This is a genomic window from Rhodococcus sp. PML026, assembly GCF_000963615.1.
Lineage (GTDB): Bacteria > Actinomycetota > Actinomycetes > Mycobacteriales > Mycobacteriaceae > Rhodococcoides > Rhodococcoides fascians.
The window spans coordinates 775,837-796,584 of the sequence record NZ_KQ031373.1; the positions used below are offsets into that span (position 1 = coordinate 775,837).

Here is a 20,748-nt window from a genome sequence, read left to right on the forward strand (position 1 = left end):
CCCCGGGAGAGTCGACTCTCCCCCACGGGGAGGGGCGAGAATATCGACATGAACGGATTGCTCACGATCGGCGAGTTCTCGCGAATCACCCATTTGTCGGTGAAGACCCTGCGTCGCTATCACGAGTCGGGTTTGCTCGAGCCCGCGACGGTCGACGACTACTCGGGCTACCGGTACTACGCCACCGATCAGGTCGGGGTCGCGCAGATCATCGGTCGATTCCGGAAGATGCAGATGCCGGAGCGGGAGGTGCGGGCAATCGTGCAGACACCCGATCCCGATGCCCGCGCTCGACTGATCACCGAACATCTCACTCGACTCGAGCGTCAGTTGGACGACACCAGATCAGCGGTGACGGCGCTGCGCCGGTTGCTCGATCCCACTCCGCCCGCGATCGATGTCCGACGCATTCTCACTGAACAGTGTTCTGTCGCAGCCATTTCCGAGATGGTCGACGCGTCCGACGTGCTGGGCTGGTACTCGGACGCGATGGCCGAGATCGACGCGGTCGTATCGGACACCACGGGGCCGCCGGGCGGGTTGTACGACAACGATCTCTTCACCGACGGGCGGGGTGAGTTGACCGTCTACGTTCCCACCGTCGATGCGCCATCCGTCGGCAGAGTTCGGCCGATGACGCTGCCTCCCGTCGAACTCGCGGTGACGGTTCATCACGGACCCCACGACGACATCGACGTCACGTACGGTGCGCTCGGGGTGCACGTGGAGACCAACGGCCTCGCCATCGCGGGGCCGGTTCGCGAGGTCTATGTCGTCGGGCCGCGGGATACCGAGAATCCGACGCTCTGGCATACCGAGATCGGATGGCCGGTGTTCACGGCATCACCGGCCACGTAGCAGTCAGCGGCCCAGCTGCCGGCTTGCTCCGCCGATCTCTGCGTGGGCACCGATCTTCGCGTTTCGTCCCGCTCGATCTCCGGCCTTGCGTGCGCCCTCGGAGTACCCGGCGTTCGCGCTCTGGCCTCGCCAGTGCCCGCGTGCAGTGGACGTCTGCCGGTAGTAGTCGCGTAGCTCGATCTCCTTGTCTCGCAACACCAGAGCGGTTCCGGCACCGGAGGTCTCCTGCGCGATGGCCTTGGCCTCGGTGTCCTTCTTGACCTCCGCGAGCCGTTGACCGATGCGCGACGCGAATGCCGTCTGAAAGTTCAGACGCGCCGTCACGGCGGCGACGGGCACTTCCTCGCGTCGGGTGTAGCGGCGACGATTCTTGACCTCGGTGACGGTGCGGATGGCCGTCTCGGATTTGTAGGCACCGGACTTGATGTACGCGTCGGACACTCGGACCATCTGAATCAGCAAAGAGGAGTACAGGGCTTCGGTGGTCTCGATGTCCGAGTCGAAACCGTAGGCGAACACCTGCGTCGACGATCTGGCGACATCGCACCGGACATCGTTTGCATGAGCGATGGCGACGAACAGTTGAACGTAGGTCTTGAGTCCACGCTTGCCCGGTTCACCGATGGGGATGACCTTCTGAGTCGGCGTCGCCTGCCGTTCGCGGGATGCGCTGTGCGAACGCGCCACCGCCAGGTCCACCGACGCCGACGTGGCCAAACGCTGCGCGGCCTCCATGAAGGCCTCGGCCTCGTGGGGGTTGTCGGTGGACTCCGCCTGACGCAGCAATCCGCCGATTCGCGTCAGCATCTTGTCCGAACTCATGAGCGAAAGGGTACCGGGCACCTCCGACACGTCCGGGTTGACCGATTCAGGAACTCGATAATGACCCCTACGCGGTGAGTTGTGTGCCACAGTACCCATCGACATATGTGTCGGGGGAGCATCACAGCACGATTCTGCGTGCCCATCTCCGGGCGCATACCACCGCGTAGAAGTAAGTGGAGAAAACAATGGCGTCTTTGATCACGAAGGTGGCAGTGGTTGCGACAGCAGCCACGCTGCTGACGCTCACCGGATGTTCGAGCGACAGCGGTTCGAGCGGCGATTCGGGTGCTGCATCCGAAAATGCCGACGGCCGTGGACCTATCACGTATGTAGAGGGCCAGGACACCACCGAGACCGGTGTCGTCCAGCAGATCATCTCGGAGTGGAACGCCGCCAACCCTGATCAGCAGGTCACCTTCAAGGAGCAGTCCGCCGACGCCGATCAGGCCCACGACGACTTCGTTCAGCAGCTCCAGGCGCAGCAGAGCGACTACGACGTCATGGCACTCGACGTCGTCTGGACCGCCGAGTTCGCGGCCAAGGGCTGGCTCGTGCCGCTCGAGGGCGAATTCGCACTCGACAACGCAGGCGTTCTTCCGGCGACCGTCGCGAGCGCGACCTACAACGGCAAGCAGTACGCCGCACCGAAGAACACCAACGGCGGACTGCTCTACTACCGCAGTGATCTGCTCCCCGAAGCACCCACCACCTGGGCCGAGCTCACCGAGGACTGCCAGGTCGCCCGCGACAACAACATCGACTGCTACGCAGGGCAATTCGCCCCCTACGAGGGTCTGACGGCCAACGCGTCGGAGATCATCAACGCGCACGGCGGATCGATCGTCGGCGAAGACGGCAAGACCCCCACCGTCAACAGCCCGGAAGCCAAGGCCGGACTGCAGACTCTGGTCACCGCGTTCGAGACCGGCGTCATCCCGGCCCAGGACACCACGTTCAAGGAGTCCGACAGCCAGCAGGCGTTCCAGGACGGAAAGACACTGTTCCTGCGCAACTGGCCGTACGTCTACGGCACCGCCGCAGAAGAAGGTTCGGCTGTGGTCGGAAAGTATGCGGTCGCACCGCTTCCCGGCGTCACCGGAGTGGGCACCTCGACGCTCGGCGGATACAACGCCGCGATCAGCGCGTACTCCGAGAACAAGGCCACTGCTGCCGACTTCCTGCGCTTCATGCAGGGCGAGAAGGCGCAGCGCATCATCGCCGAGGGTGCTTTGCCGCCCGTGCTCTCCTCGCTGTACGACGATCCCGCACTGATCGCCGCGATGCCGTACCTTCCCGCATTGAAGGCATCCATCGAGAACGCCGTTCCGCGTCCCGTCACCCCGTTCTACCCGGCCGTCTCGAAGGCCGTGCAGGACAACGTCTCTGCCGCCATCAAGGGTGAGAAGAGCGTCGACCAGGCGATCACGGACATGCAGGCCGGTATCGAAACCGCCGGCGCCAACTGATTTCGGGAGAACCAATGGCTGTACCTGCTGGTGTGACCAGTGGGGCCGCCGCAACCACCGCGGCCGGGGGCTCGTCCCCCGGCCGCGGTCGGCATGTGCGGTCCAAGAACAAGCGGTTCGGCCTGACGCAGGGTCGGGCCTGGCTGTTGATCGCACCGACGATGGTGATCCTCGCGATCGTCATCGTCTACCCGGTGATCCGAGCCCTGGTGATGTCCTTCTCCAAGGATCCCGGTCTCGATCCCGCCACCGGCATGTTCGTCACCGGTGGATCTGCCGGCTTCGACAACTACACGCACTGGATTCTGCAGCAATGCACCTCGGCGTCGGGCACATCGGTGCCCTGCCCGCCGGGAACGCTGGGGTCGCAGTTCTGGGGTGCCGTCGGAAACACCGCGTTCTTCACGGTCGTCACGGTGTCCATCGAGGTGGTCATCGGCTTCGGAATGGCCGTCATCATGGGCAAGACCTTCGCCGGACGCGCCCTGTTGCGCGCGGCAATCCTGATCCCCTGGGCGATCCCGACGGCGGTCACGGCCAAGCTCTGGTACTTCATCTTCGCGTACGACGGTGTCGCCAATCGCATTCTGGGAACGAACATTCTGTGGACCGGTGACGCGTGGCCCGCTCGTTTCGCCGTCATCATCGCCGACGTGTGGAAGACGACGCCGTTCATGGCGCTGTTGATTCTGGCCGGGTTGCAGATGATTCCCGCCGACGTCTACGAGGCGGCTCGCGTCGACGGTGCGTCGGCGTGGCAGCGGTTCACCAAGATCACACTGCCATTGGTCAAGCCCGCGTTGATGGTGGCAATTCTGTTCCGCACCATGGACGCGCTGCGTATGTACGACTTGCCGGCCATCCTCACCGAGGGCAATCCCGCCACCCGGACCATCTCGATCCTGGTGGTGGATCAGATTCGGCAGGGATTCAACAGCGCTGCCTCGCTGTCGACGATCTCGTTCATCATGATCTTCGTCGTGGCGTTCATCCTGGTGAAGTTCCTCGGTGCCAATGCCGTTGCCACTCAGGACAATCAGCGCAAGGGGCCCGGCCGATGAAGCAAGCTCGCATCTATCTCGGCGTCGTCGTCATTCTCGTCTGGGGACTGGCACCGTTCTATTGGATGGTCGTCACCGCATTCCGCGACCCGCGCTACACCTTCGACACGACGCCGTGGCCGACGCACGTCACGTGGGAGAACTTCGAGAACGCGTTGTCGACGGCGAACGGCAACAACTTCCTGCGTGCGGTGGGCAACAGTCTGATCGTGGGCGGCGCGACCACACTGATCGCGTTGGTCATCGGCATCTTCACCGCATACGCACTCTCGCGCATCGACTTTCGCTTCAAGTACGTGGTGACGGGCATCATCTTGGGTGCGTCGATGTTCCCCGTCGTCGCATTGGTGACCCCGCTGTTCCAGTTCTTCACCAACATCGGCTGGATCGGCAGCTACCAGGCGATGGTCATCCCGAACATCTCGTTCGTCCTACCGCTGACGATCTATACGCTGGCGGCGTTCTTCGCCGAATTGCCCTGGGAGCTCGAAGAAGCCGCGCGGATCGACGGTGCCGGACGATTCCAGGCATTCCGCCTGGTGATGCTCCCGCTCGCCGCGCCTGCCTTGTTCACCACCGCGATTCTCGCGTTCATCGCCGCAGTGAACGAGTACCTGCTCGCCAGTCAGCTCTCGAGTGACAAGACCGAACCGGTGACCGTCGCCATCGCGCGGTTCACCGGCAACGATCCGCTCGTGGTGCCGTATGCCGCGATCATGGCCGCGGGCACCATCGTTGCGATTCCACTGGTGATCATGGTGCTGCTGTTCCAGCGCCGCATCATCTCCGGACTGACGGCGGGCGGCGTCAAGTCGTGACAGCGCAGGACCACCTGCAGTTGTTGGCAGGCATTCTCGGGTTCTTCGCGCTGGTAGCTCTCGGTTTCGCCGTAGCCGGGATCATCGGAGGTGATCCCGGCGTGCTGCCGTCCGTAGCGCTGCTCGGCTTGCTGGTCGCACTGTGGTTCACCGTCAAGAAGATTCGCTGAAACTCGTCGTCGCGATACCCACCAGTTCGGCCAGTGCCGGACTCATCGCGCTGCGCCACACCAGGGCCAGCAGGGCGGCGGTGTGCGAGTCGGTCAGCTCGATCGCGACGAGCCGGTCGCCGTAGAACTCGGCCATCGACCGGCTGAGAATCCCGACCCCCAAACCGCGGGCTGCGAGGTCTGCCACCGCGTCAGGTGCGCTGGCCTGCAACGTGATCGATGGTGTCAGACCTCCCCCGGCGCAGTCCCTGTCGAACACCGCACGAATTCCGGTGCCCGGCGGAAGGGCAACGATCGGATACTCGCACACCTCGGCGAGTGTCGCGTCCTTCTGCGCTGCCAGTGGATGCTCCGCCGGCACGGCTGCAACAATTCGTTCGTCGATCACCACCATCGATTCGAGTCCGGCGGGGGTCCGAGAAGCGAGACCGACCAACGCAAGATCGATCTCGCCGGATCGAACATTTGCGACGAGATCGTCCGAATTACCCTCGCGCAAAGCAATGTCGACGCCGGGATGTGCCGCGTGGAAGCCCGCCAACGCGTCGAACAGTGGGGGAACGGTGCAGGCGGTGACCATACCGATGCTCAGTGTGCCGCGCAGCAGGCCCGTCACATCGTCGACGGATTGTTTGACGGATCCGGCCGCGGCGAGTGTCGCGCGGGCCTGCGGCAACGCCGCGTGGCCGGCTGTGGTCAAAGTGGCTGTGCCACCGGATCTGTCGATCAGCTCGGTACCGAGTTCGCGCTCGAGCGCCCTGATCTGCGCGCTGACCCCCGATTGGCTGATGTGCACGCGGGCGGCAGCGCGGGTGAAGTTCGCTTCCTCGGCCACCGCGACGAAATACTCGAGCTGCCTCAGTTCCATTGCTGTACTCCGAGATCGGGACCTTCGCCGGCGTCGAGGCGGGCTATCGCGCGCTTCGGTGCGGTGACGCGGTAGCTGCAGTCGATCAGTTCGGCGGCTTCGGCCCAGACATCGCTGTCGGCCTTGTCTTTGCGGTCACTGCTCAGGTCGAATCCCACCCAGCCTGCGGGTCCGAGGTAGGCGGGATGGAAGTAGCGCGGCTCGAGTTCGCAGGCTCGCTGCTCCTCGGCGCTCTCGCATTTGACGATGATCGACAGATCGAACTGATCGCCGCCTTTGACGCCGCCGCCGAAGTAGACGAACACCGAGGTCGTGCGGAAGGTCGGCCTGCCGTGCGAAACCTTCTCGGTCACGTCGGGATACGCGAACGCCAGAGCGCGAACGCGTTCGAGGATCGGATGCTTCGAGGTGGGATCGATGGCCACGCGAGAACTTTAGCGCGTATTGTCTAGCTGCGGCTATGAGTAGAAGTTCTGGCGATGATCGGAACCAACTGTTGGACTTCTGAATGCGCCGGTTCGAGACTCGAATCCATGACACAGACACCCGCACAAATTGCAGCAACCTACTTCGAGGCCTGGAAGGCGAAGGACTTCGACACTCTGGCGTCGATCCTGCACGAAGACGCCACGTTTCGGGGGCCACTGGGCACCGCCGACAGCGGCGAAGAATGCGTCGCCGGGTTGAAGGGAATGTCGCAGATCGTCACCGACATCGACATCGCGCACGTCTTCGCCAATGGCCCGAACGTGCTCACGTGGTTCGACCTGCACACGTCCGTCGCACCCCCGGCCCCCACCGCGAACTGGCAACGAATCGAGAACGGCAAAATCACCGAAATCAGGGTGACCTTCGACCCGCGCGCCATCGTCGAGGCGGGATAGACGAACGCCCGCCGGTACTCAATGTGACATTTGGTGGCCTTTTCGGGGGTCAATGTCACGTTGAGTGGACCGGCGGGCGTCAGTGCCGCGGAGATTTACGCGTCGATGATGAATGCTTCGAGTTGTTCGCGAGCGACGTCGTCGGCCAGCTGCTTCGGCGGGCTTTTCATCAGGTAGGCGGAAGCCGGGATGACCGGTCCACCGATGCCGCGGTCCTTGGCGATTTTCGCGGCGCGGACTGCGTCGATGATGACGCCGGCGGAGTTGGGCGAGTCCCAGACCTCGAGCTTGTATTCGAGGCTCAGGGGAACGTCACCGAAGGCGCGGCCTTCGAGGCGGACGTAGGCCCACTTGCGGTCGTCGAGCCAGCCGACGTGGTCGGACGGTCCGATGTGGACGTCCTTGGCGTTGAATTCCTTCTGCAGGTTCGACGTGACGGCCTGGGTCTTGGAGATCTTCTTCGACTCGAGGCGGGTGCGCTCGAGCATGTTGAGGAAGTCCATGTTGCCGCCGACGTTGAGCTGCATGGTGCGGTCGAGCTGCACGCCGCGGTCTTCGAACAGCTTGGCCATGACGCGGTGGGTGATGGTGGCACCGACCTGGCTCTTGATGTCGTCGCCGACGATGGGGACGCCAGCGTCCTCGAACTTCTTGGCCCAGACGGGGTCGGAGGCGATGAAGACGGGGAGGGCGTTGACGAAGGCGACGCCTGCGTCGATGGCGGCCTGTGCGTAGAACTTGTCGGCTTCTTCGGATCCGACGGGGAGGTAGGACACGAGGACGTCGACCTTGGCGTCACGCAGTGCCTGTGCGACGTCGACTGCTTCGCCGTCGGCCTCGGTGATGGTCTCGCGGTAGTACTTTCCGAGGCCGTCGAGGGTCGGTCCGCGCAGGACGTGGACGTCCTTCGGGGGCACGTCGGCGATCTTGATGGTGTTGTTCTCGCTGGAGAAGATGGCCTCGGAGAGGTCGAAGCCGACCTTCTTGGCGTCGACGTCGAACGCGGCGACGAACTCGACGTCGCGGACGTGGTACTTGCCGAACATGACGTGCATCAGGCCGGGAACGGTGGCGTTCTCGTCTGCGTCCTTGTAGTACTCGACACCCTGGACCAGGGATGAGGCGCAGTTGCCCACACCCACAATGGCCACGCGGATTGCGTTGTTGTTCTCACCCATGGTCGGGTTCTCCTTCTGTCTTGACTGTCCTGTTTGGTGCTGTGTGGGACGGTGCTGGGTTGGGGGCGGCTTGCTCGGCTGCGATGACTTCGTTGAGCCAGCGCACCTCGCGTTCGCTCGATTCGAGACCGAGCTGGTGGAGTTGCCGGGTGTAGCGGTCGAGTGTTCCGTTCGCCTTGGCCACAGCGTCGCGGAGGCCTTCTCGGCGCTCCTCGACCTGGCGTCGTCTGCCTTCGAGAATGCGGACCCGAGCTTCTGCCGGGGTTCGACTGAAGAAGGCCAGATGTACGCCGAATCCGTCGTCGGTGTAGTTCTGCGGTCCGGTGTCGGCCACCAGTTCGGCAAATCGTTCCCTGCCGAGGGGGGTGAGCACGTACACCCGTTTTGCTCGTCTTTTCACGAGCAGTTCGGGACCGGCGTCCTCGGCGATGAGCCCGTCGGTTTGTAGTCGACGGAGCGCCGGGTACAGCGATCCATACGAAAACGCACGAAATGCTCCGAGCAGGCCGGTCAGCCGCTTGCGAAGCTCGTAACCGTGCATGGGTGATTCGAGAAGCAGTCCGAGAATTGCGAGCTCGAGCATGCAACTCCCCCTTCTCGAATCCAACTATCACATCCTGGCGATGCGATGAGCCACACTATCGGAGAATGTATCGCGCCGATACATGAAGTGACAAACCAATGGCCGGTTACATCGCGCGAATCGGCATTTGTGGGCGTGTTTTTCGGGGTCCTTCGCGGGTATCGACACAGGACGGCACTACATCGAAGGAGCGCATCATGCACGAATACGATCAACCGCCCCCGCTGTCGAACGGCGAGTCCGAGCGCGGTTCCCACGTGGCGGACCTGTCGACGGTGCAGCTGATCGAGCGACTGACTACTCAGGTCTCGACGCTCGTCCGGACCGAGATCGACGCCGGACTCGCCGAAGTCAAGAGCAAGGGAAGCCGCCTCGGGGTAGGCGTCGGAATCTCCGGCGCGGGTGCGCTGCTGCTGTTCCTCGGGCTCGCCACCTTGATCGCTACCGCAGTGCTCGGACTGGCGACAGTGCTGTCCGCATGGCTCGCAGCGCTGATCGTCGCGATCGTGGTGCTGGCGATCGGGGGCATCCTGGCCGCAGTCGGCGCGTCCCGGGCCAAGAAAGCCTTGCCACCGATTCCCGAGGACACCGCAGCACGTATCGGCGACGACATCACCGCGGTGAAGGAAGGAATCCGATGACCGACACACCGGCCCACAGCGTTCCCGGCAACTCCGATCAGCCGCCCAGCATCGAGGAGCAGCGTTCCGAACTGGCCGACACCGTCGCCGCTCTCGCGGCCAAAGCCGACATCCCCACCCGAGTGGGCAACGAGGCCTCTCGTCAGGCGACACGTGCCTCCGATGCGGTGCGCAGTAGGCCCGGCACTGCCGCAGGGGCCGTGGGCTTCGTGGTGACCGCAGTGTTGGTGACGGTTCTTCTTCGTCGCCGACGTGCGAGAAAGGTGTTTCGATGAGTGCAGTATCGAAGGCGTTCTACAGACCGATGTCGTTGGCGACGAGTGTGCTCGGCGGGCTGGCGGCCGGCGCGGTGTTCAAGCAGGTGTGGAAGCACGTCGGCGACGACGACGCGGCGGCCCCCGACCCGAAGGATCTGAATCGCTCCGTCGGAGAGGTGCTGATCGCGGCAGCTGTCCACGGTGCGGTGTTCGGCGTCGTCAAGGCCGCAGTCGACAGGGCAGGGGCAACCGGTTACCGCGCCATCACGCACGAGAGCCCGAAGTAGCTGACACGCAACATGATTCGCGGCGTCTATCGGCTTACTGAGACGATGTTGCCCGCGAAGTCCGCTTCGACACGGCCACCCTGATCGTCGTAGTTCTTTGCGGTGATCGAGATGCGCTGCTCACCGCGGGAGTCGGTGATCATGACGTACTCGACGGCGGCGTCCGGGACCCCGACGGCCTCGGGCGTTCCCGCGACGAGGCCTGCCAGAACCGCGGAATCGATTGTGGTCCAGTCGAAAAGAGCCTCCTGTGCGTCTGGCGCGTCGGTTTCGTGATACACCTCGAACCCCCCGGAGACGAACACGCGCTCTCGTCGGCCCTCTGCCGTCGGGCGATAGACGTCGGCACGGTTGCCGTCCATCTGAATGAACACCTCGAGAACCTGCGAACTGCCGAAACGTTGCACGTAGCGTTCTCGGAAATCGTCGAGTCCGGCTGCCGTGTCGAAAACTAACGGGCGAGCGACTATCGGGGTGACGTCGACCGGCAGGTCCATCGGCACGGTGGGGGTCACGCTGCGCGTCGTCGTGGACGCGACGACGGCAGCAGTCGGAACCGGTTCTTCGCTGGTCCTGGTCGACAGAAACACCACCAGCCCTACAGTCACGATGACGACCGAGCCGAGTGCCAGCAGTAGCCGGTTCTTCGGTTCGGATGTTCGCGGCGGTGGTTCCGGAAGGTCGACGTCGATTTGTAGGTCGGAGACCAGGCGTCGTAGGTCGCGCAGGGTGATGGCCACCCGCGCACGTTCGCTGCGTAGGCGGTGCTCGTCGAAGGTGAGCTGGCCGTCGGCGTATGCGGAATCCAGAACGGTGGCGGTCAGCGCGCGGTCGATTTCACGGGCGCGAAAATCGGGTCGTTGTGCCATCATGCGGCCTCCTTTCCGGACACATCAGCCGAACGAAAACGGCGTGACACGCAGGAAGTTGCCTGCGGGATCGAATAGGAGAGTTCCGCTTTCCTGGTCGGTGTTGTCGGCGGAGACGGAAATTTGCGGACCGTTGTCGCTGCCGTGGAAGCTCACGTTGTAGCTGTCGATGCGACTCATGTTCAAGCTCTCGCGGGCACCGGCGATGATTCCCGCTGCCTTCGTCAGATCGACCGTCGCCAGGTCGATCTGAGGTTCGTCGAAGTCGCGGGTGCTCGAGAAATTGTCGTCGTAGTCGTCGATCACGCCGTTGCGATAGGTGTAGCTGACCTGCTTCTGTGGCACCCCGGGTGCAGGTGCCGAAATGACGGCGTAGTCCTCGTACAGCCCGAGTCTGTCGACCACCGACGTGCCGATCTTCTGTTGCAGTGCATCGACGATATCCACGACGACTGCAGGATTCTTGTACCCAGCCGACCCGAGACTCGATTCGGGGTCATTGGTGTTCGAGCACGCGCGAATGCCGAATGTGAGCGCCACGAGTGCGGCAACGGCAGGGACCGCGACGGCCATGAAGCCCAGGCGTGAGCCCTTTGCCGTCGTGATCGGATGCGCGAACTCGATCGGGTCGGCCATCGGCGGCAGATCGGTGTCGTTCTGAAGGTCCTCGATGAGGGCGTGCAGATCGGCGATCGTGTCGGCTTCCTTCGCCAGATCGATCCTTGCGGCGTGCTCGAAATCGGACAGCTGGCCATCGGCGAGTGCTTCGTCCAACGTGGCGCAAGTATCGGTGCGATCCACATCACGCGCTCGCGTACTGGGTGACAGTCGCGTCGGCACAGGTGGAGCATAGTTTCTCGGCCAAGGAATGGGGGTCGATCGTCGTCCAGGCGGGGATCGCAGGTCTCCATCGACACTGCCGCACGTACTCTGGTTCTCGTGCGACTTCAGCGACAGGTGGTGGACTACGCCCTTCAGCGTCGGTCGCTGCTGGCCGAGGTCTACTCCGGTAGGACGGGCGTGGCAGCGGTCTGCGATGCAGATCCCTATCTTCTACGTGCCGCCAAGTTCCACGGCCGCGGCAGCGACGTAGTGTGCCCGATCTGCCGGAAGGAGCAGCTCACGCTGGTGTCGTGGGTGTTCGGCGAGAAGCTCGGACCCCTGTCCGGCTCCGCGAGAACGGCCGACGAACTCGGCCGGCTGGCTGCCACCCAAGAGGAATTTTCGGTCCATGTGGTCGAGGTCTGCCGCTCGTGCAGCTGGAATCACCTCGTCCAGTCCTACGTCCTCGGGGCCGTGCCCGCACCCAAGCAACCCCGTCGCCCACGATCGGGATCCCGTCAACCGAACCGTCGAACTGCGAGTGAATGACACAATCGCTTCGCTGAACCCAGCCACCGAGAATTCGACGCGGCCGCCGAGATTACTGGAGATTCGTACGTGAGTTCCCCCTACGACAACAACCCGGGTAACAACGAACCTGGCCGTAGCGACTCCGGACGGCGCCCCGACGTGCCCGGACCACCGCGCGGCAGCCGCCATTCCGATCCACCCGGACGTCGTCCGGTACCCCCACCGGGACAACGTCCGCTACCGCCTCCGGGTCAGCGCCCCGGACCGCCTCCCGGGCAGCGTCCGATGCCACCGCAGGGGCGACCGCCGATGCCACTTCCGGGCCAGCGTCCCGGGCCCCCTCCTGGGCAGCGTCCGATGCCACCGCAGGGTCGACCGCCGATGCCTCCCGCCGGCCAACGCCCGGGTCCGCCTCCCGGGCAGCGTCCGATGCCACCGCAAGGTCGACCGCCCGGTGACGGTCGCTACGCCGCGGCAGGTGTCACCCGATCGGGATCCGTCCCGCCGCCACACGAACCGAACGATCCATCAGCTAGCTCCTCGGGCAACGAACCGCCCGAGCCCCCCGAAAGAGGTTCCGCCGCGAAAACGAAGAAGAAATCCAAGTGGCGGGTAGTTCGACGCACGTTGTATGCGTTGGTCGCCTTGGGCCTGATAGTGCCGATTCTGCTGTTCATGGTGGCGTACACGCTGGTGGACGTCCCGCGGCCCGGTGACCTCAGGACCAATCAGGTTGCGACGATCTTCGCCTCCGACGGGTCGAGCGTGCTCGGCAAGGTGGTGCCACCCGAGGGCAACCGAACCGATGTCACGATCGACCAGATTCCGGAGCACGTACGTAACGCCGTGCTCTCGGCGGAGGATCGCGACTTCTATTCCAATCCCGGGTTCTCGGTGACCGGCTTCGGCCGTGCCCTGCGCGACAACGTGCTCGGACGTGACAGCGCGGGCGGTGGTTCCACGATCACCCAGCAGTACGTCAAGAATGCGGTGGTCGGCTCCGAGCGGACGTTGACGCGAAAGATGCGGGAGCTGGTCATCTCGTCGAAGATGGCTCGCCAATGGTCCAAGGACGACATTCTCGCGGCGTATCTGAACACCATCTATTTCGGTCGTGGCGCTTATGGCATCGCTGCCGCGTCGACGGCGTACTTCGGCAAATCCGTCGATCAGCTCTCGGTCGAGGAAGGCGCAGTACTGGCTGCGACCATCCAGCAGCCGTCCGGACTCGATCCGGAAGTCAACCCCACCGGGGCTCAGTCGCGGTGGAACTACGTGCTCGACGGCATGGTCTCGCAGGGCCAGCTCGATGCGACTCAGCGTGCGGCGATGCAGTATCCGCAGTGGGTCCCCATTTCTCAGGTCGATTCGGGTGATGCCGCCGACGCAGGTCCCAACGGTCTGATCAAGGCGCAGGTACTGCGTGAGTTGTCGGCTGTCGGGGTCAGTGATCAGGATCTGAACACCGAGGGTCTGCAGATCACGACGACGATCGATCCGAGGGCGCAGGCCGCCGCGGTCGAGGCCGTGGACAACAACCTGCAGGGTGAGCCGTCGGAGCTGCGCACGGCGTCGGTGTCGATCGATCCGCGCAGTGGCGCGGTCCGCTCGTACTACGGCGGCGCGGACGGGCGCGGTTTCGACTTCGCTCAGTCCGGGTTGCAGACCGGATCGTCGTTCAAGGTGTTCGGCCTCGCCGCTGCCTTGGACCAAGGCATTCCGCTGTCGAAGATGTACGACAGTTCCTCGCTCGACGTCAACGGCATCCAGATCAGCAACGTCGAGGGCGAATCCTGTGGCACGTGCACCATCGCCGAAGCCCTCAAGCGGTCGCTGAACACGAGCTTCTACCGCATGATGCTGGGCATGGACAACGGCCCGCAGGCGATCGCGGACATGGCACACAAGCTCGGTATCCCGCAGGAGATCGAGGGCGTCGGCCCCACGCTGACCGAGCCCGACAACGCGGGCCCGAACTACGGAATCGTGCTCGGCCAGTACCAGTCGCGGGTGATCGATATGGCGTCGGCCTACGCCACACTGGCAGCCTCCGGCGTCTACCACACCCCGCACTTCGTGCAGAAGGTCGTCACGGCCGACGGCACGGTGTTGCTCGATCGTGCACCCGAGGCCGGTCAGCAGGTCGTCTCGGCGGCGGTGGCCGACAACGTGACGTCGGCGATGCGTCCGATCGCCGGGTACTCCAACGGTCACAACCTCGCGGGTGGTCGTCAATCGGCGGCGAAGACCGGTACCGCGCAGCTCGGTGATACCGGGCAGAACAAGGACGCCTGGATGGTCGGGTACACCCCGTCACTGTCGACGGCGGTGTGGGTCGGTACCGAGCAGGGCTTGCCGCTCGAGAACAGTTACGGCGGTCCGATCTACGGATCGGGCATACCGTCGGACATCTGGAAGGCGACTATGGACGGCACGCTCGAGGGCACCTCGAACGAGACGTTCCCGACGCCCGAGGCCATCGCCGGTCAGGCAGGTGTCCCGCAGTACTCGGCACCGGCCGCCCCGGTCACGACGGTGGCTCCGTCCGCGCCGCCGCCCGTGACTCTGCCGATCCCGACGGAGATCTCGCCGCCGGTGGTCATCACGCCGCGTCAGGTCGAGATTCTGCCGGGCGTCACCATTCCGCTGCCGGGTCTGGCCCCGGCTCAGCCCGCACAGCCACCGGCAGCACCCGAGCCGGCAGCCCCCGAACCGGCGACTCCCGGCCAGTAGCACCGAACGGTGACGACCGAACCCGAGCGCAAGGGCAGAACCCTTGCCAGTCCTGGTCGCCTGGACACGGCGAGTGCAACGGACCGTGACGCACCCAGCCGTACCGATCCGATGACCGAGGAACTGTCCTCGGTCATCGGCGGGCCGGTGGGCGCGCACGCTCTGGTCGGTCGGCAACGGTGGTTCACTGCGCTGCGGGTCATCCTGTTGCTCGCGGTGGTCTTTCTCTGCTTCGGTTGGTTCGCCAAGGCGGCGTGCATTCAACAGGCACCGGTGGGTCCGAACGGTGAACTCGGTCTCGACTGGAGCGGCAGTCGCCAGTACGTGGCGATGTGCTACTCGGACACCGTGCCGCTCTACGGTGCCGAGCGGCTCGACCAAGGCGCGTTTCCGTACAAGAAGTCCTGGGAAGAAACGAAGGCCGACGGGTCGAGTCAGATCCGGTACATGGAGTACCCGGTCATTGCCGGCCTGTACCAGTACGGCTCGATGGTCGTCGGAAAGGCATGGAACTCACTGAGTTTCCTGCCGCAAGCCCTGCCTGTGGTCGTCTACTTCAACGTCGTCGCTCTGGGATTGGCCGTCGCGTGGCTGGTCACCGTGTGGGCGACGGCGATCTCGGCGGGACGACGCATCTGGGACGCTGCCCTGGTGGCTGCCTCACCGCTGGTGATCGTGCATGGATTCACCAACTTCGACGCTCTCGCAACGGCATTCGCGCTCACCGGTCTGCTGGCCTGGGCCAAGAAGCGGCCCGTACTGGCCGGTGTACTGCTGGGCCTCGGCGGTGCCACCAAGCTCTATCCCCTGTTGTTCCTCGGACCGCTGCTGGTGTTGTGCTGGCGGGCCGGCCGCATGCGCGAGTGGGGGCTGACCGCAGTGGCTGCCCTCGGGGCCTGGCTTGCGGTCAATCTTCCACTGGCCCTGCTGTATCCGACGGGGTGGTACGAGTTCTTCCGGCTCAACTCCGAGCGCGGAGCCGACCCCGATTCGCTGTACAACGTCGTCACTTCCTTCACCGGATGGACGGGCTTCGACGGCCCCCTCTATCCAGGGGACAAGCCGCTGGTTCTCAACGCAGTCACGCTGCTGCTCTTCGCCGCCGTGTGTGCGCTGATCGCCTACATCGGTACGACGGCTCCGACCCGGCCGAGGCTGGCCCAGTTGGTATTCCTGGTGGTGGCCGGGTTCCTGCTGACCAACAAGGTGTGGAGTCCCCAGTACTCGCTGTGGCTGGTCCCTCTCGCGGTCCTGGCTCTACCGCATCGTCGAATCCTGTTGGCGTGGATCGCAATCGACACGTTCGTCTGGTTCCCCCGGATGTACTACTACCTGGGCGTGGACAACAAGGGTCTGCCCGAACAGTGGTTCACAACCACCGTGGTCGTGCGCGATATCGCAGTGATCGGCTTGTGCGCGTTGATCGTTCGGCAGATCTACCGGCCGTCGGAGGATCTCATTCGAAACGGCAGCGCCGTCGACCCGCTCGGTGGCGTACTCGACGGCGCTGCAGATCGAACCGGTCGGCGTGCGGTCACATATAGCGGCCGAGTTGTTTGACGGCTTCACCGGCGTGCTTGGCCTGGATGCCGTCGCCGATGGCCTGTAGCTTCCATTCACTGCCCTGGCGGTAGACCTTCGCCATCACCAATCCGGTGAACGGCATGCCGCCCTGCAGGGTGAAGCGGGCGAGTTCGGTGTTGGTGGTGTTGTCGACCAGCCGGCAGAACGCATTGGCGACCTGCTCGAACGTCTGGCCGCGGTACGAGGTGACCGTGAAGACGATGCCGGTGACGTGCTGGGGTACTCGCGTCAGATCGACGACGATGACCTCGTCGTCGCCCTCACCCTCGCCGGTCAGGTTGTCTCCCTTGTGCGTGATCGACCCGTCCTTGGCGTTGAGCTGGCCGTAGTACACGACATCGTTGACGTTGCGATCTGCCAGCATGATTGCCGACGCGTCCAGGTCGATGTTCGCCGCACGGCCTCCGCCGCCGAACAGTCCACCCTTCTTCGGGGTCGTCACCGGGTCCCAGCCGAGGCCCATGCGAATCACCGTCAGGGCCACGCCGCCGTCCTTGCGGAGAGTGACCTTCTGGCCCTTGGACAGACTGACGGGCTTGGACTTGGTGAGGCTGACTTCCGGAGCTTCGGAGCGAACCGGGGCGGGAGGGGCTGCGGGAGGCGCGGCCGGGGCGGCCGGGGCGGGTGGCGTCGGCGGTGCAGGGGGCGGGGTGGGTGCCGGAGCCGGCGCGTCGTCCACGGAGACACCGTGATCGGTCACCAACGCAGCGAAACCGCCCGCGTATCCCTGCCCCACGGCGCGCACTTTCCAGCTCCCCTGGCGGCGGTAGATCTCCAGCGCGATGACGATGGATTCGGAGCTGAGACCGTCGATCGTGTACTCGTACAACACATTTCCCGCTGTGTCACTGACTCGCGCGACCGGGGGTGCCGATCGGCCGAAGTTGCTCGATGCGTCGTCGAGGGTGATGACCGCACGGATCTGCTCGATGTCGGACGGAACTGCGACGAGCGAGACGGCGAGCCGCGCCGGCCCGCCCTGCCCTGGTTCGAGGCGAACACCGGGACCGGTCGGCTGATTGAAGAACACGAAATCGGCGTCCGTGCGCACCTTTCCGGCGTCGGTGACCAGAAGTGCAGACAGATCGGCCGGCACTGCCAGGGCGATGGACACGACGACGTCGCCGACGGTGAGGGGGCCGTTCTGACCCTTGGACAACGGTTGACCGGCCGGAGCAGACAATGTGGTGGACTCTCTCTCGAAGTGCTGGTTACCGTCATCCAATGTACTTGGTCGATTTGTCCGACTGATGTGACCGCGAAGGCCTGTCGGTCAGATCTGGCGGAGGGTGAACAGGTCGCCAGGGGTGCAGCCGAGCACCCGGCACACGGCGGTCAAGGTGGAGAATCGGATGGCCTTGGCGCGGTCGTTCTTGAGTACCGACAGATTCACGACGCTGACCCCCGCCAGACGCGACAGCTCGGCGAGCGTCATGCCGCGGGCTTCGAGGATATCGCCGAGATGACACACGACGAGATGGTCGACGAACTCCTCGGCCATCAGACCAGACCATCGGCATCACGAGCGAGCTTGGAGCCCTGGGCGATGGTGGCGTAGACGAATTGCAGGAATGTGGACACGAAGATTGCGATCCAGAGACCGGTGGCCGGTCGAGCGGTGTCCACGGTCCCGCTCAGCTCGAGCGCACCGACGACGCTGTTGGTGCCCAGCATGTTCATGAACCCAGTGATGATGGGGTAGGCGAGAATGCACGCGCCGATCACTACGACGTCGGTGCGTGCGGCGTTGGTGAAGGGATTCCCGGCGATGACGCGATCGCAGAAGCGGTAGAAGAACAGCAGGCCCACCAGGATGATCACCAGTCCGACGGCGAGGGATCCGTAGCGCATCACGTCGATGAAGCCCAGCAGTCGTACGATTTCGGCTTTCGGGACGCTCAGCTCGACCGAGTTCCCCGGTTGCAACTGGCCTCCGAACAACTCCACCGGCGGGGTGTTCCACTCGGGTTCGACCGTGGCGCTGACGTAGTCCGAGGAGTGGTATTTCCACATTTTCCAGCCGGTCCAGCCCACGGCCAGTGCTCCGTAGAACACCATCGCCCACTTGTTGGTCCTCATGGAACCCAGTCCGTATGCCATCCCGCCGCCTCCATATCGATAGTCGATAACAACGAATATCGATAACCTATCGAAAATCGATACGGTGTCAAGGGGTGGGCTGTGTCATCGGCGTAAGGCCGACTCCAACTGCCGCCCGATTTCCGCGACCAATCGGGTGGAATCGGCGGGTACTACGTCGATCGACGCGTGGGACCGAACGAGGTAGCGGCCGTCCCCGTCGAAGTCCATCCAGAAGAACGAGACGGCATCGGTATCGCGGCGGTGGTCGTAGGTGGCGCCGCGCGCGACGATCACCTCGCCGACTGCCGATCGCGGTCGGGCGAAAAACGCCTCGAATTTCTCGTCCGCAGTCGCGTTTCGAGTGGCCGTGGACAGGATTGCTCCGCTCGATGTGGTTGCAGTGCAGGGATGTTCGAGGGTGGCGGCCGCACGGCGTCCGGCCTGCACGGTCGGCACGGACTCGGCGATCCGTACGGGGGCAGATGCCGGGGTCACCGTGTCGATCGTGACCGAACAGTCCGGCCCAGGTCGTTGGGTGAGGACGACCGCGAGATCGTGGGTCACCGCTGCATGAACGCGCACCGGGCTGTGCCCGAAGTCGTGTGTGTCGCTTCGGCATTCGATGCGCACAGCGGGGTCGATCACCACTCCGATGGCTGCCTCGAGCCGCTCGTCCACCAGCGCGTCGATCCTCGCCGACGCTTCGCACCGCAGCTGTCGGAGCTGATCCTCGGTATCGACGTCGACGGTGACGGCCAGAGGGTAGGGCAACCGATCCCGTCCGAATCGACTGCAGAGCATCGCGAAATCCATGCCGTGCATGGTCCACTGCGTCACCGTCAACCGCCGAGCACCGGGGGTGCGACGAGTGGCAGGTCACCGATCAGTTCGCTGCCGTTGCCGACGTCGATCAAATAGCCGGGGGTGGTGTGTTCTCCGTCGTTGTCGCCGGTGCCACGACCTCCTGCCGCGCCCATGCCGCCCACTCCGGGCATACCGTGAGCCCCTGCTCGACCGGCCGCCGCCGCACTCGCGCCGCCCGGGCCGCCGCTGGAACCGCCGGAACCGATCGGAGACCCGAGAACAGAGCCGCCGAAACCTGCACCGGAACCCACACCGCCACCGGATCCGTTGTAGCCCGAGCCGCCGTAGTTGGAGCCGCTGTAGCCCGAGCCGCCGTAGCCGGCACCCGGGGAGCCTGTCCCCGAGGAACCGCCGCCTCCCACGTTGCTTCCGAGTCCCCCGGGAGCATTTCCGGGGCCACCGGCTGCGGCGGCCCGGGTTTCCCCGGACCGATCTGCAGGCGGCAGCGGTCCGGATGGACTCGAACCCGGTTGCCCGGGGCCCGATTGTCCAGGCGTCGCGGTGCCGGCATCGGTCTGCTGCGCAGCCGACTGCGCTGCGGGATCGACGGCTCCTGCCGAGCCTGCGCCCCCACCGGACGTCGCACCGCCGCTCCCACTGGCGGCCGGGAAACTGCCCGGCGGGAAACCGCCTGCCCAGCCGCCGGTGGAACCACCGCCTCCGCCGTCGACGGGATTGTGCGCCGTCGGCAGCACCGGAACGTTGGTGTCCGACAGCACCACGCCCGGTACGTACACCGATCGCATGATCCGGCGCGCTTCGTTCTGCTGCTCCTCCTGCACAGCCGTCGCCGTTTTCGTGGCGAACGGAACGGGGAGCAGGGAACCGATCAGGGTGCTGCTCTCGGACGCGACCACCGGCGGCATTCTCGACTTGGTCTGCTCGAATCCCGCGTGTGCTTCGAGCAGCTTGTTCCCGATCAGACTCATCGACGTGGCCAGCGCGGACGCCGACGAGACGTAATCGCCCACGCCGCCCCGAACGGCGTCGGACATCGGCCCGGACCAGCCCGACGCCATGGCCGCCTCGATACCCGTTCGGAAGCCGTCGGATCCGGAGCCGGCGGCGGCCGAGAGGTCGTTCCAGTTCTTCGACGAAGTCGCAATGGGCCCGATGGCCAACGACCCGACCATGCCCGCGATGTCCTCGTGTGACATCACCTCGAACGGTTCGGTGATCGTCACTTCGTTGGGTTCGTAGTCACCGCGGTAGTCGAATGCCCCGTTCGCTTTCTCGAACGCCTCCCCGAGCATGGTGCCGACGAGCTCGGGCCCCACCGGGGTCACGAATATGTTGGTGACTATCCCGTCGATCGTCGCTTCGAGTTCCTCGTACGGATTCGCCATGCCCACCCCTTGCCACGCGCC

24 protein-coding genes are annotated in these 20,748 nt (G+C 64.6%); 12 read left to right on the forward strand and 12 right to left on the reverse strand.

What is annotated here, in order from left to right:
• Positions 1 to 48 precede the first annotated feature (48 nt).
• Positions 49 to 858, forward strand: coding sequence for a MerR family transcriptional regulator (locus tag VF34_RS14315; protein ID WP_082079192.1), 810 nt, complete (start codon positions 49 to 51; stop codon positions 856 to 858).
• A 3-nt stretch (positions 859 to 861) separates the two neighbouring features.
• Here the strand turns inward: VF34_RS14315 and VF34_RS14320 are convergent, their stop codons facing one another.
• A complete protein-coding gene (locus VF34_RS14320) occupies positions 862 to 1,680 on the reverse strand; it encodes a DUF2786 domain-containing protein (protein WP_045841706.1) in 819 nt (272 codons plus the stop codon).
• Between the two features lie 188 nt (positions 1,681 to 1,868).
• Between VF34_RS14320 and VF34_RS14325 the strand changes: the two genes are divergently transcribed.
• Genes VF34_RS14325 through VF34_RS25310 form a run of 4 tightly spaced genes read left to right on the forward strand, consistent with a single transcriptional unit; the run spans position 1,869 to position 5,198 of the window.
• Positions 1,869 to 3,149, forward strand: a complete 1,281-nt coding sequence (locus VF34_RS14325) for an ABC transporter substrate-binding protein (RefSeq protein WP_032370043.1) — start codon at positions 1,869 to 1,871, stop codon at positions 3,147 to 3,149.
• Positions 3,150 to 3,163: 14 nt separating this feature from the next.
• Positions 3,164 to 4,210, forward strand: coding sequence for a carbohydrate ABC transporter permease (locus VF34_RS14330; protein ID WP_196248930.1), 1,047 nt, complete (start codon positions 3,164 to 3,166; stop codon positions 4,208 to 4,210).
• Positions 4,207 to 5,028 carry a carbohydrate ABC transporter permease gene (locus VF34_RS14335; RefSeq protein WP_032367661.1) on the forward strand — a complete coding sequence of 274 codons (822 nt, stop codon included), beginning with the start codon at positions 4,207 to 4,209 and terminating at the stop codon, positions 5,026 to 5,028. The genes VF34_RS14330 and VF34_RS14335 overlap by 4 nt, the downstream gene beginning before the upstream one ends.
• Complete coding sequence (locus VF34_RS25310) at positions 5,025 to 5,198, forward strand: hypothetical protein (protein ID WP_167327633.1); 174 nt, start codon at positions 5,025 to 5,027, stop codon at positions 5,196 to 5,198. Before VF34_RS14335 ends, VF34_RS25310 begins: the two co-directional genes overlap by 4 nt.
• On the opposite strand, the gene VF34_RS14340 is transcribed toward VF34_RS25310, so the two are convergent.
• The gene (locus VF34_RS14340; protein WP_045841553.1) at positions 5,182 to 6,066 is read right to left on the reverse strand and encodes a LysR family transcriptional regulator; all 885 of its coding nucleotides are present in this window, start codon (positions 6,064 to 6,066) and stop codon (positions 5,182 to 5,184) included. The two genes, VF34_RS25310 and VF34_RS14340, sit on opposite strands and share 17 nt — an antisense overlap.
• Positions 6,057 to 6,491, reverse strand: a complete 435-nt coding sequence (locus VF34_RS14345; RefSeq protein ID WP_032385219.1) for an MmcQ/YjbR family DNA-binding protein — start codon at positions 6,489 to 6,491, stop codon at positions 6,057 to 6,059. Before VF34_RS14345 ends, VF34_RS14340 begins: the two co-directional genes overlap by 10 nt.
• Before the next feature lie 108 nt (positions 6,492 to 6,599).
• Between VF34_RS14345 and VF34_RS14350 the strand changes: the two genes are divergently transcribed.
• Positions 6,600 to 6,950: a nuclear transport factor 2 family protein gene (locus VF34_RS14350; RefSeq protein ID WP_045841554.1), complete on the forward strand. Its 351-nt coding sequence runs from the start codon at positions 6,600 to 6,602 to the stop codon at positions 6,948 to 6,950.
• Positions 6,951 to 7,045: 95 nt separating this feature from the next.
• On the opposite strand, the gene VF34_RS14355 is transcribed toward VF34_RS14350, so the two are convergent.
• Together VF34_RS14355 and VF34_RS14360 are read right to left on the reverse strand one after the other, a co-directional pair.
• Positions 7,046 to 8,128 (reverse strand): inositol-3-phosphate synthase, encoded by a 1,083-nt coding sequence (locus VF34_RS14355; RefSeq protein ID WP_027495057.1) that lies wholly within the window; start codon positions 8,126 to 8,128, stop codon positions 7,046 to 7,048.
• On the reverse strand, positions 8,121 to 8,711 hold the full coding sequence (locus VF34_RS14360) for a PadR family transcriptional regulator (protein WP_027495058.1): 591 nt from the start codon (positions 8,709 to 8,711) through the stop codon (positions 8,121 to 8,123). The genes VF34_RS14355 and VF34_RS14360 overlap by 8 nt, the downstream gene beginning before the upstream one ends.
• Positions 8,712 to 8,908: 197 nt before the next feature.
• Between VF34_RS14360 and VF34_RS14365 the strand changes: the two genes are divergently transcribed.
• Genes VF34_RS14365 through VF34_RS14375 form a run of 3 tightly spaced genes read left to right on the forward strand, consistent with a single transcriptional unit; the run spans position 8,909 to position 9,896 of the window.
• On the forward strand, positions 8,909 to 9,352 hold the full coding sequence (locus tag VF34_RS14365; RefSeq protein WP_231578221.1) for a phage holin family protein: 444 nt from the start codon (positions 8,909 to 8,911) through the stop codon (positions 9,350 to 9,352).
• Complete coding sequence (locus VF34_RS14370) at positions 9,349 to 9,627, forward strand: DUF3618 domain-containing protein (RefSeq protein ID WP_045841555.1); 279 nt, start codon at positions 9,349 to 9,351, stop codon at positions 9,625 to 9,627. Before VF34_RS14365 ends, VF34_RS14370 begins: the two co-directional genes overlap by 4 nt.
• Positions 9,624 to 9,896 (forward strand): DUF4235 domain-containing protein, encoded by a 273-nt coding sequence (locus tag VF34_RS14375; RefSeq protein WP_045841556.1) that lies wholly within the window; start codon positions 9,624 to 9,626, stop codon positions 9,894 to 9,896. Before VF34_RS14370 ends, VF34_RS14375 begins: the two co-directional genes overlap by 4 nt.
• Before the next feature lie 26 nt (positions 9,897 to 9,922).
• Here the strand turns inward: VF34_RS14375 and VF34_RS14380 are convergent, their stop codons facing one another.
• Together VF34_RS14380 and VF34_RS14385 are read right to left on the reverse strand one after the other, a co-directional pair.
• Complete coding sequence (locus tag VF34_RS14380) at positions 9,923 to 10,768, reverse strand: DUF1707 SHOCT-like domain-containing protein (RefSeq protein ID WP_156158524.1); 846 nt, start codon at positions 10,766 to 10,768, stop codon at positions 9,923 to 9,925.
• Positions 10,769 to 10,789: 21 nt separating this feature from the next.
• Positions 10,790 to 11,605: a DUF1707 SHOCT-like domain-containing protein gene (locus VF34_RS14385; protein ID WP_231578222.1), complete on the reverse strand. Its 816-nt coding sequence runs from the start codon at positions 11,603 to 11,605 to the stop codon at positions 10,790 to 10,792.
• Between the two features lie 99 nt (positions 11,606 to 11,704).
• Here VF34_RS14385 and VF34_RS14390 point away from each other — a divergent pair, with 99 nt between their 5' ends.
• From VF34_RS14390 to VF34_RS14400, 3 genes are all read left to right on the forward strand, one after another.
• Entirely contained in the window at positions 11,705 to 12,136 is a 432-nt protein-coding gene (locus VF34_RS14390) for a DUF5318 domain-containing protein (protein ID WP_027495064.1), read from the forward strand.
• Between the two features lie 339 nt (positions 12,137 to 12,475).
• On the forward strand, positions 12,476 to 14,851 hold the full coding sequence (locus VF34_RS14395) for a transglycosylase domain-containing protein (protein WP_442970658.1): 2,376 nt from the start codon (positions 12,476 to 12,478) through the stop codon (positions 14,849 to 14,851).
• A 111-nt stretch (positions 14,852 to 14,962) separates the two neighbouring features.
• Positions 14,963 to 16,411, forward strand: a complete 1,449-nt coding sequence (locus VF34_RS14400) for a glycosyltransferase family 87 protein (RefSeq protein WP_045841711.1) — start codon at positions 14,963 to 14,965, stop codon at positions 16,409 to 16,411.
• Here the strand turns inward: VF34_RS14400 and VF34_RS14405 are convergent.
• The 5 genes from VF34_RS14405 to VF34_RS24365 all read right to left on the reverse strand — a co-directional run bounded on the left by VF34_RS14405 (position 16,386) and on the right by VF34_RS24365 (position 20,727).
• Positions 16,386 to 17,618: a TerD family protein gene (locus tag VF34_RS14405; RefSeq protein ID WP_231578224.1), complete on the reverse strand. Its 1,233-nt coding sequence runs from the start codon at positions 17,616 to 17,618 to the stop codon at positions 16,386 to 16,388. The genes VF34_RS14400 and VF34_RS14405 overlap by 26 nt on opposite strands.
• Positions 17,619 to 17,708: 90 nt before the next feature.
• The gene (locus tag VF34_RS14410) at positions 17,709 to 17,936 is read right to left on the reverse strand and encodes a helix-turn-helix domain-containing protein (protein WP_045841557.1); all 228 of its coding nucleotides are present in this window, start codon (positions 17,934 to 17,936) and stop codon (positions 17,709 to 17,711) included.
• Positions 17,936 to 18,535, reverse strand: a complete 600-nt coding sequence (locus VF34_RS14415; RefSeq protein WP_231578225.1) for a hypothetical protein — start codon at positions 18,533 to 18,535, stop codon at positions 17,936 to 17,938. Before VF34_RS14415 ends, VF34_RS14410 begins: the two co-directional genes overlap by 1 nt.
• Positions 18,536 to 18,619: 84 nt before the next feature.
• On the reverse strand, positions 18,620 to 19,354 hold the full coding sequence (locus VF34_RS14420) for an ESX secretion-associated protein EspG (RefSeq protein WP_032370034.1): 735 nt from the start codon (positions 19,352 to 19,354) through the stop codon (positions 18,620 to 18,622).
• A gap of 2 nt (positions 19,355 to 19,356) precedes the next feature.
• Positions 19,357 to 20,727 (reverse strand): PPE domain-containing protein, encoded by a 1,371-nt coding sequence (locus VF34_RS24365; protein WP_052718672.1) that lies wholly within the window; start codon positions 20,725 to 20,727, stop codon positions 19,357 to 19,359.
• Between the last annotated feature and the right edge of the window lie 21 nt (positions 20,728 to 20,748).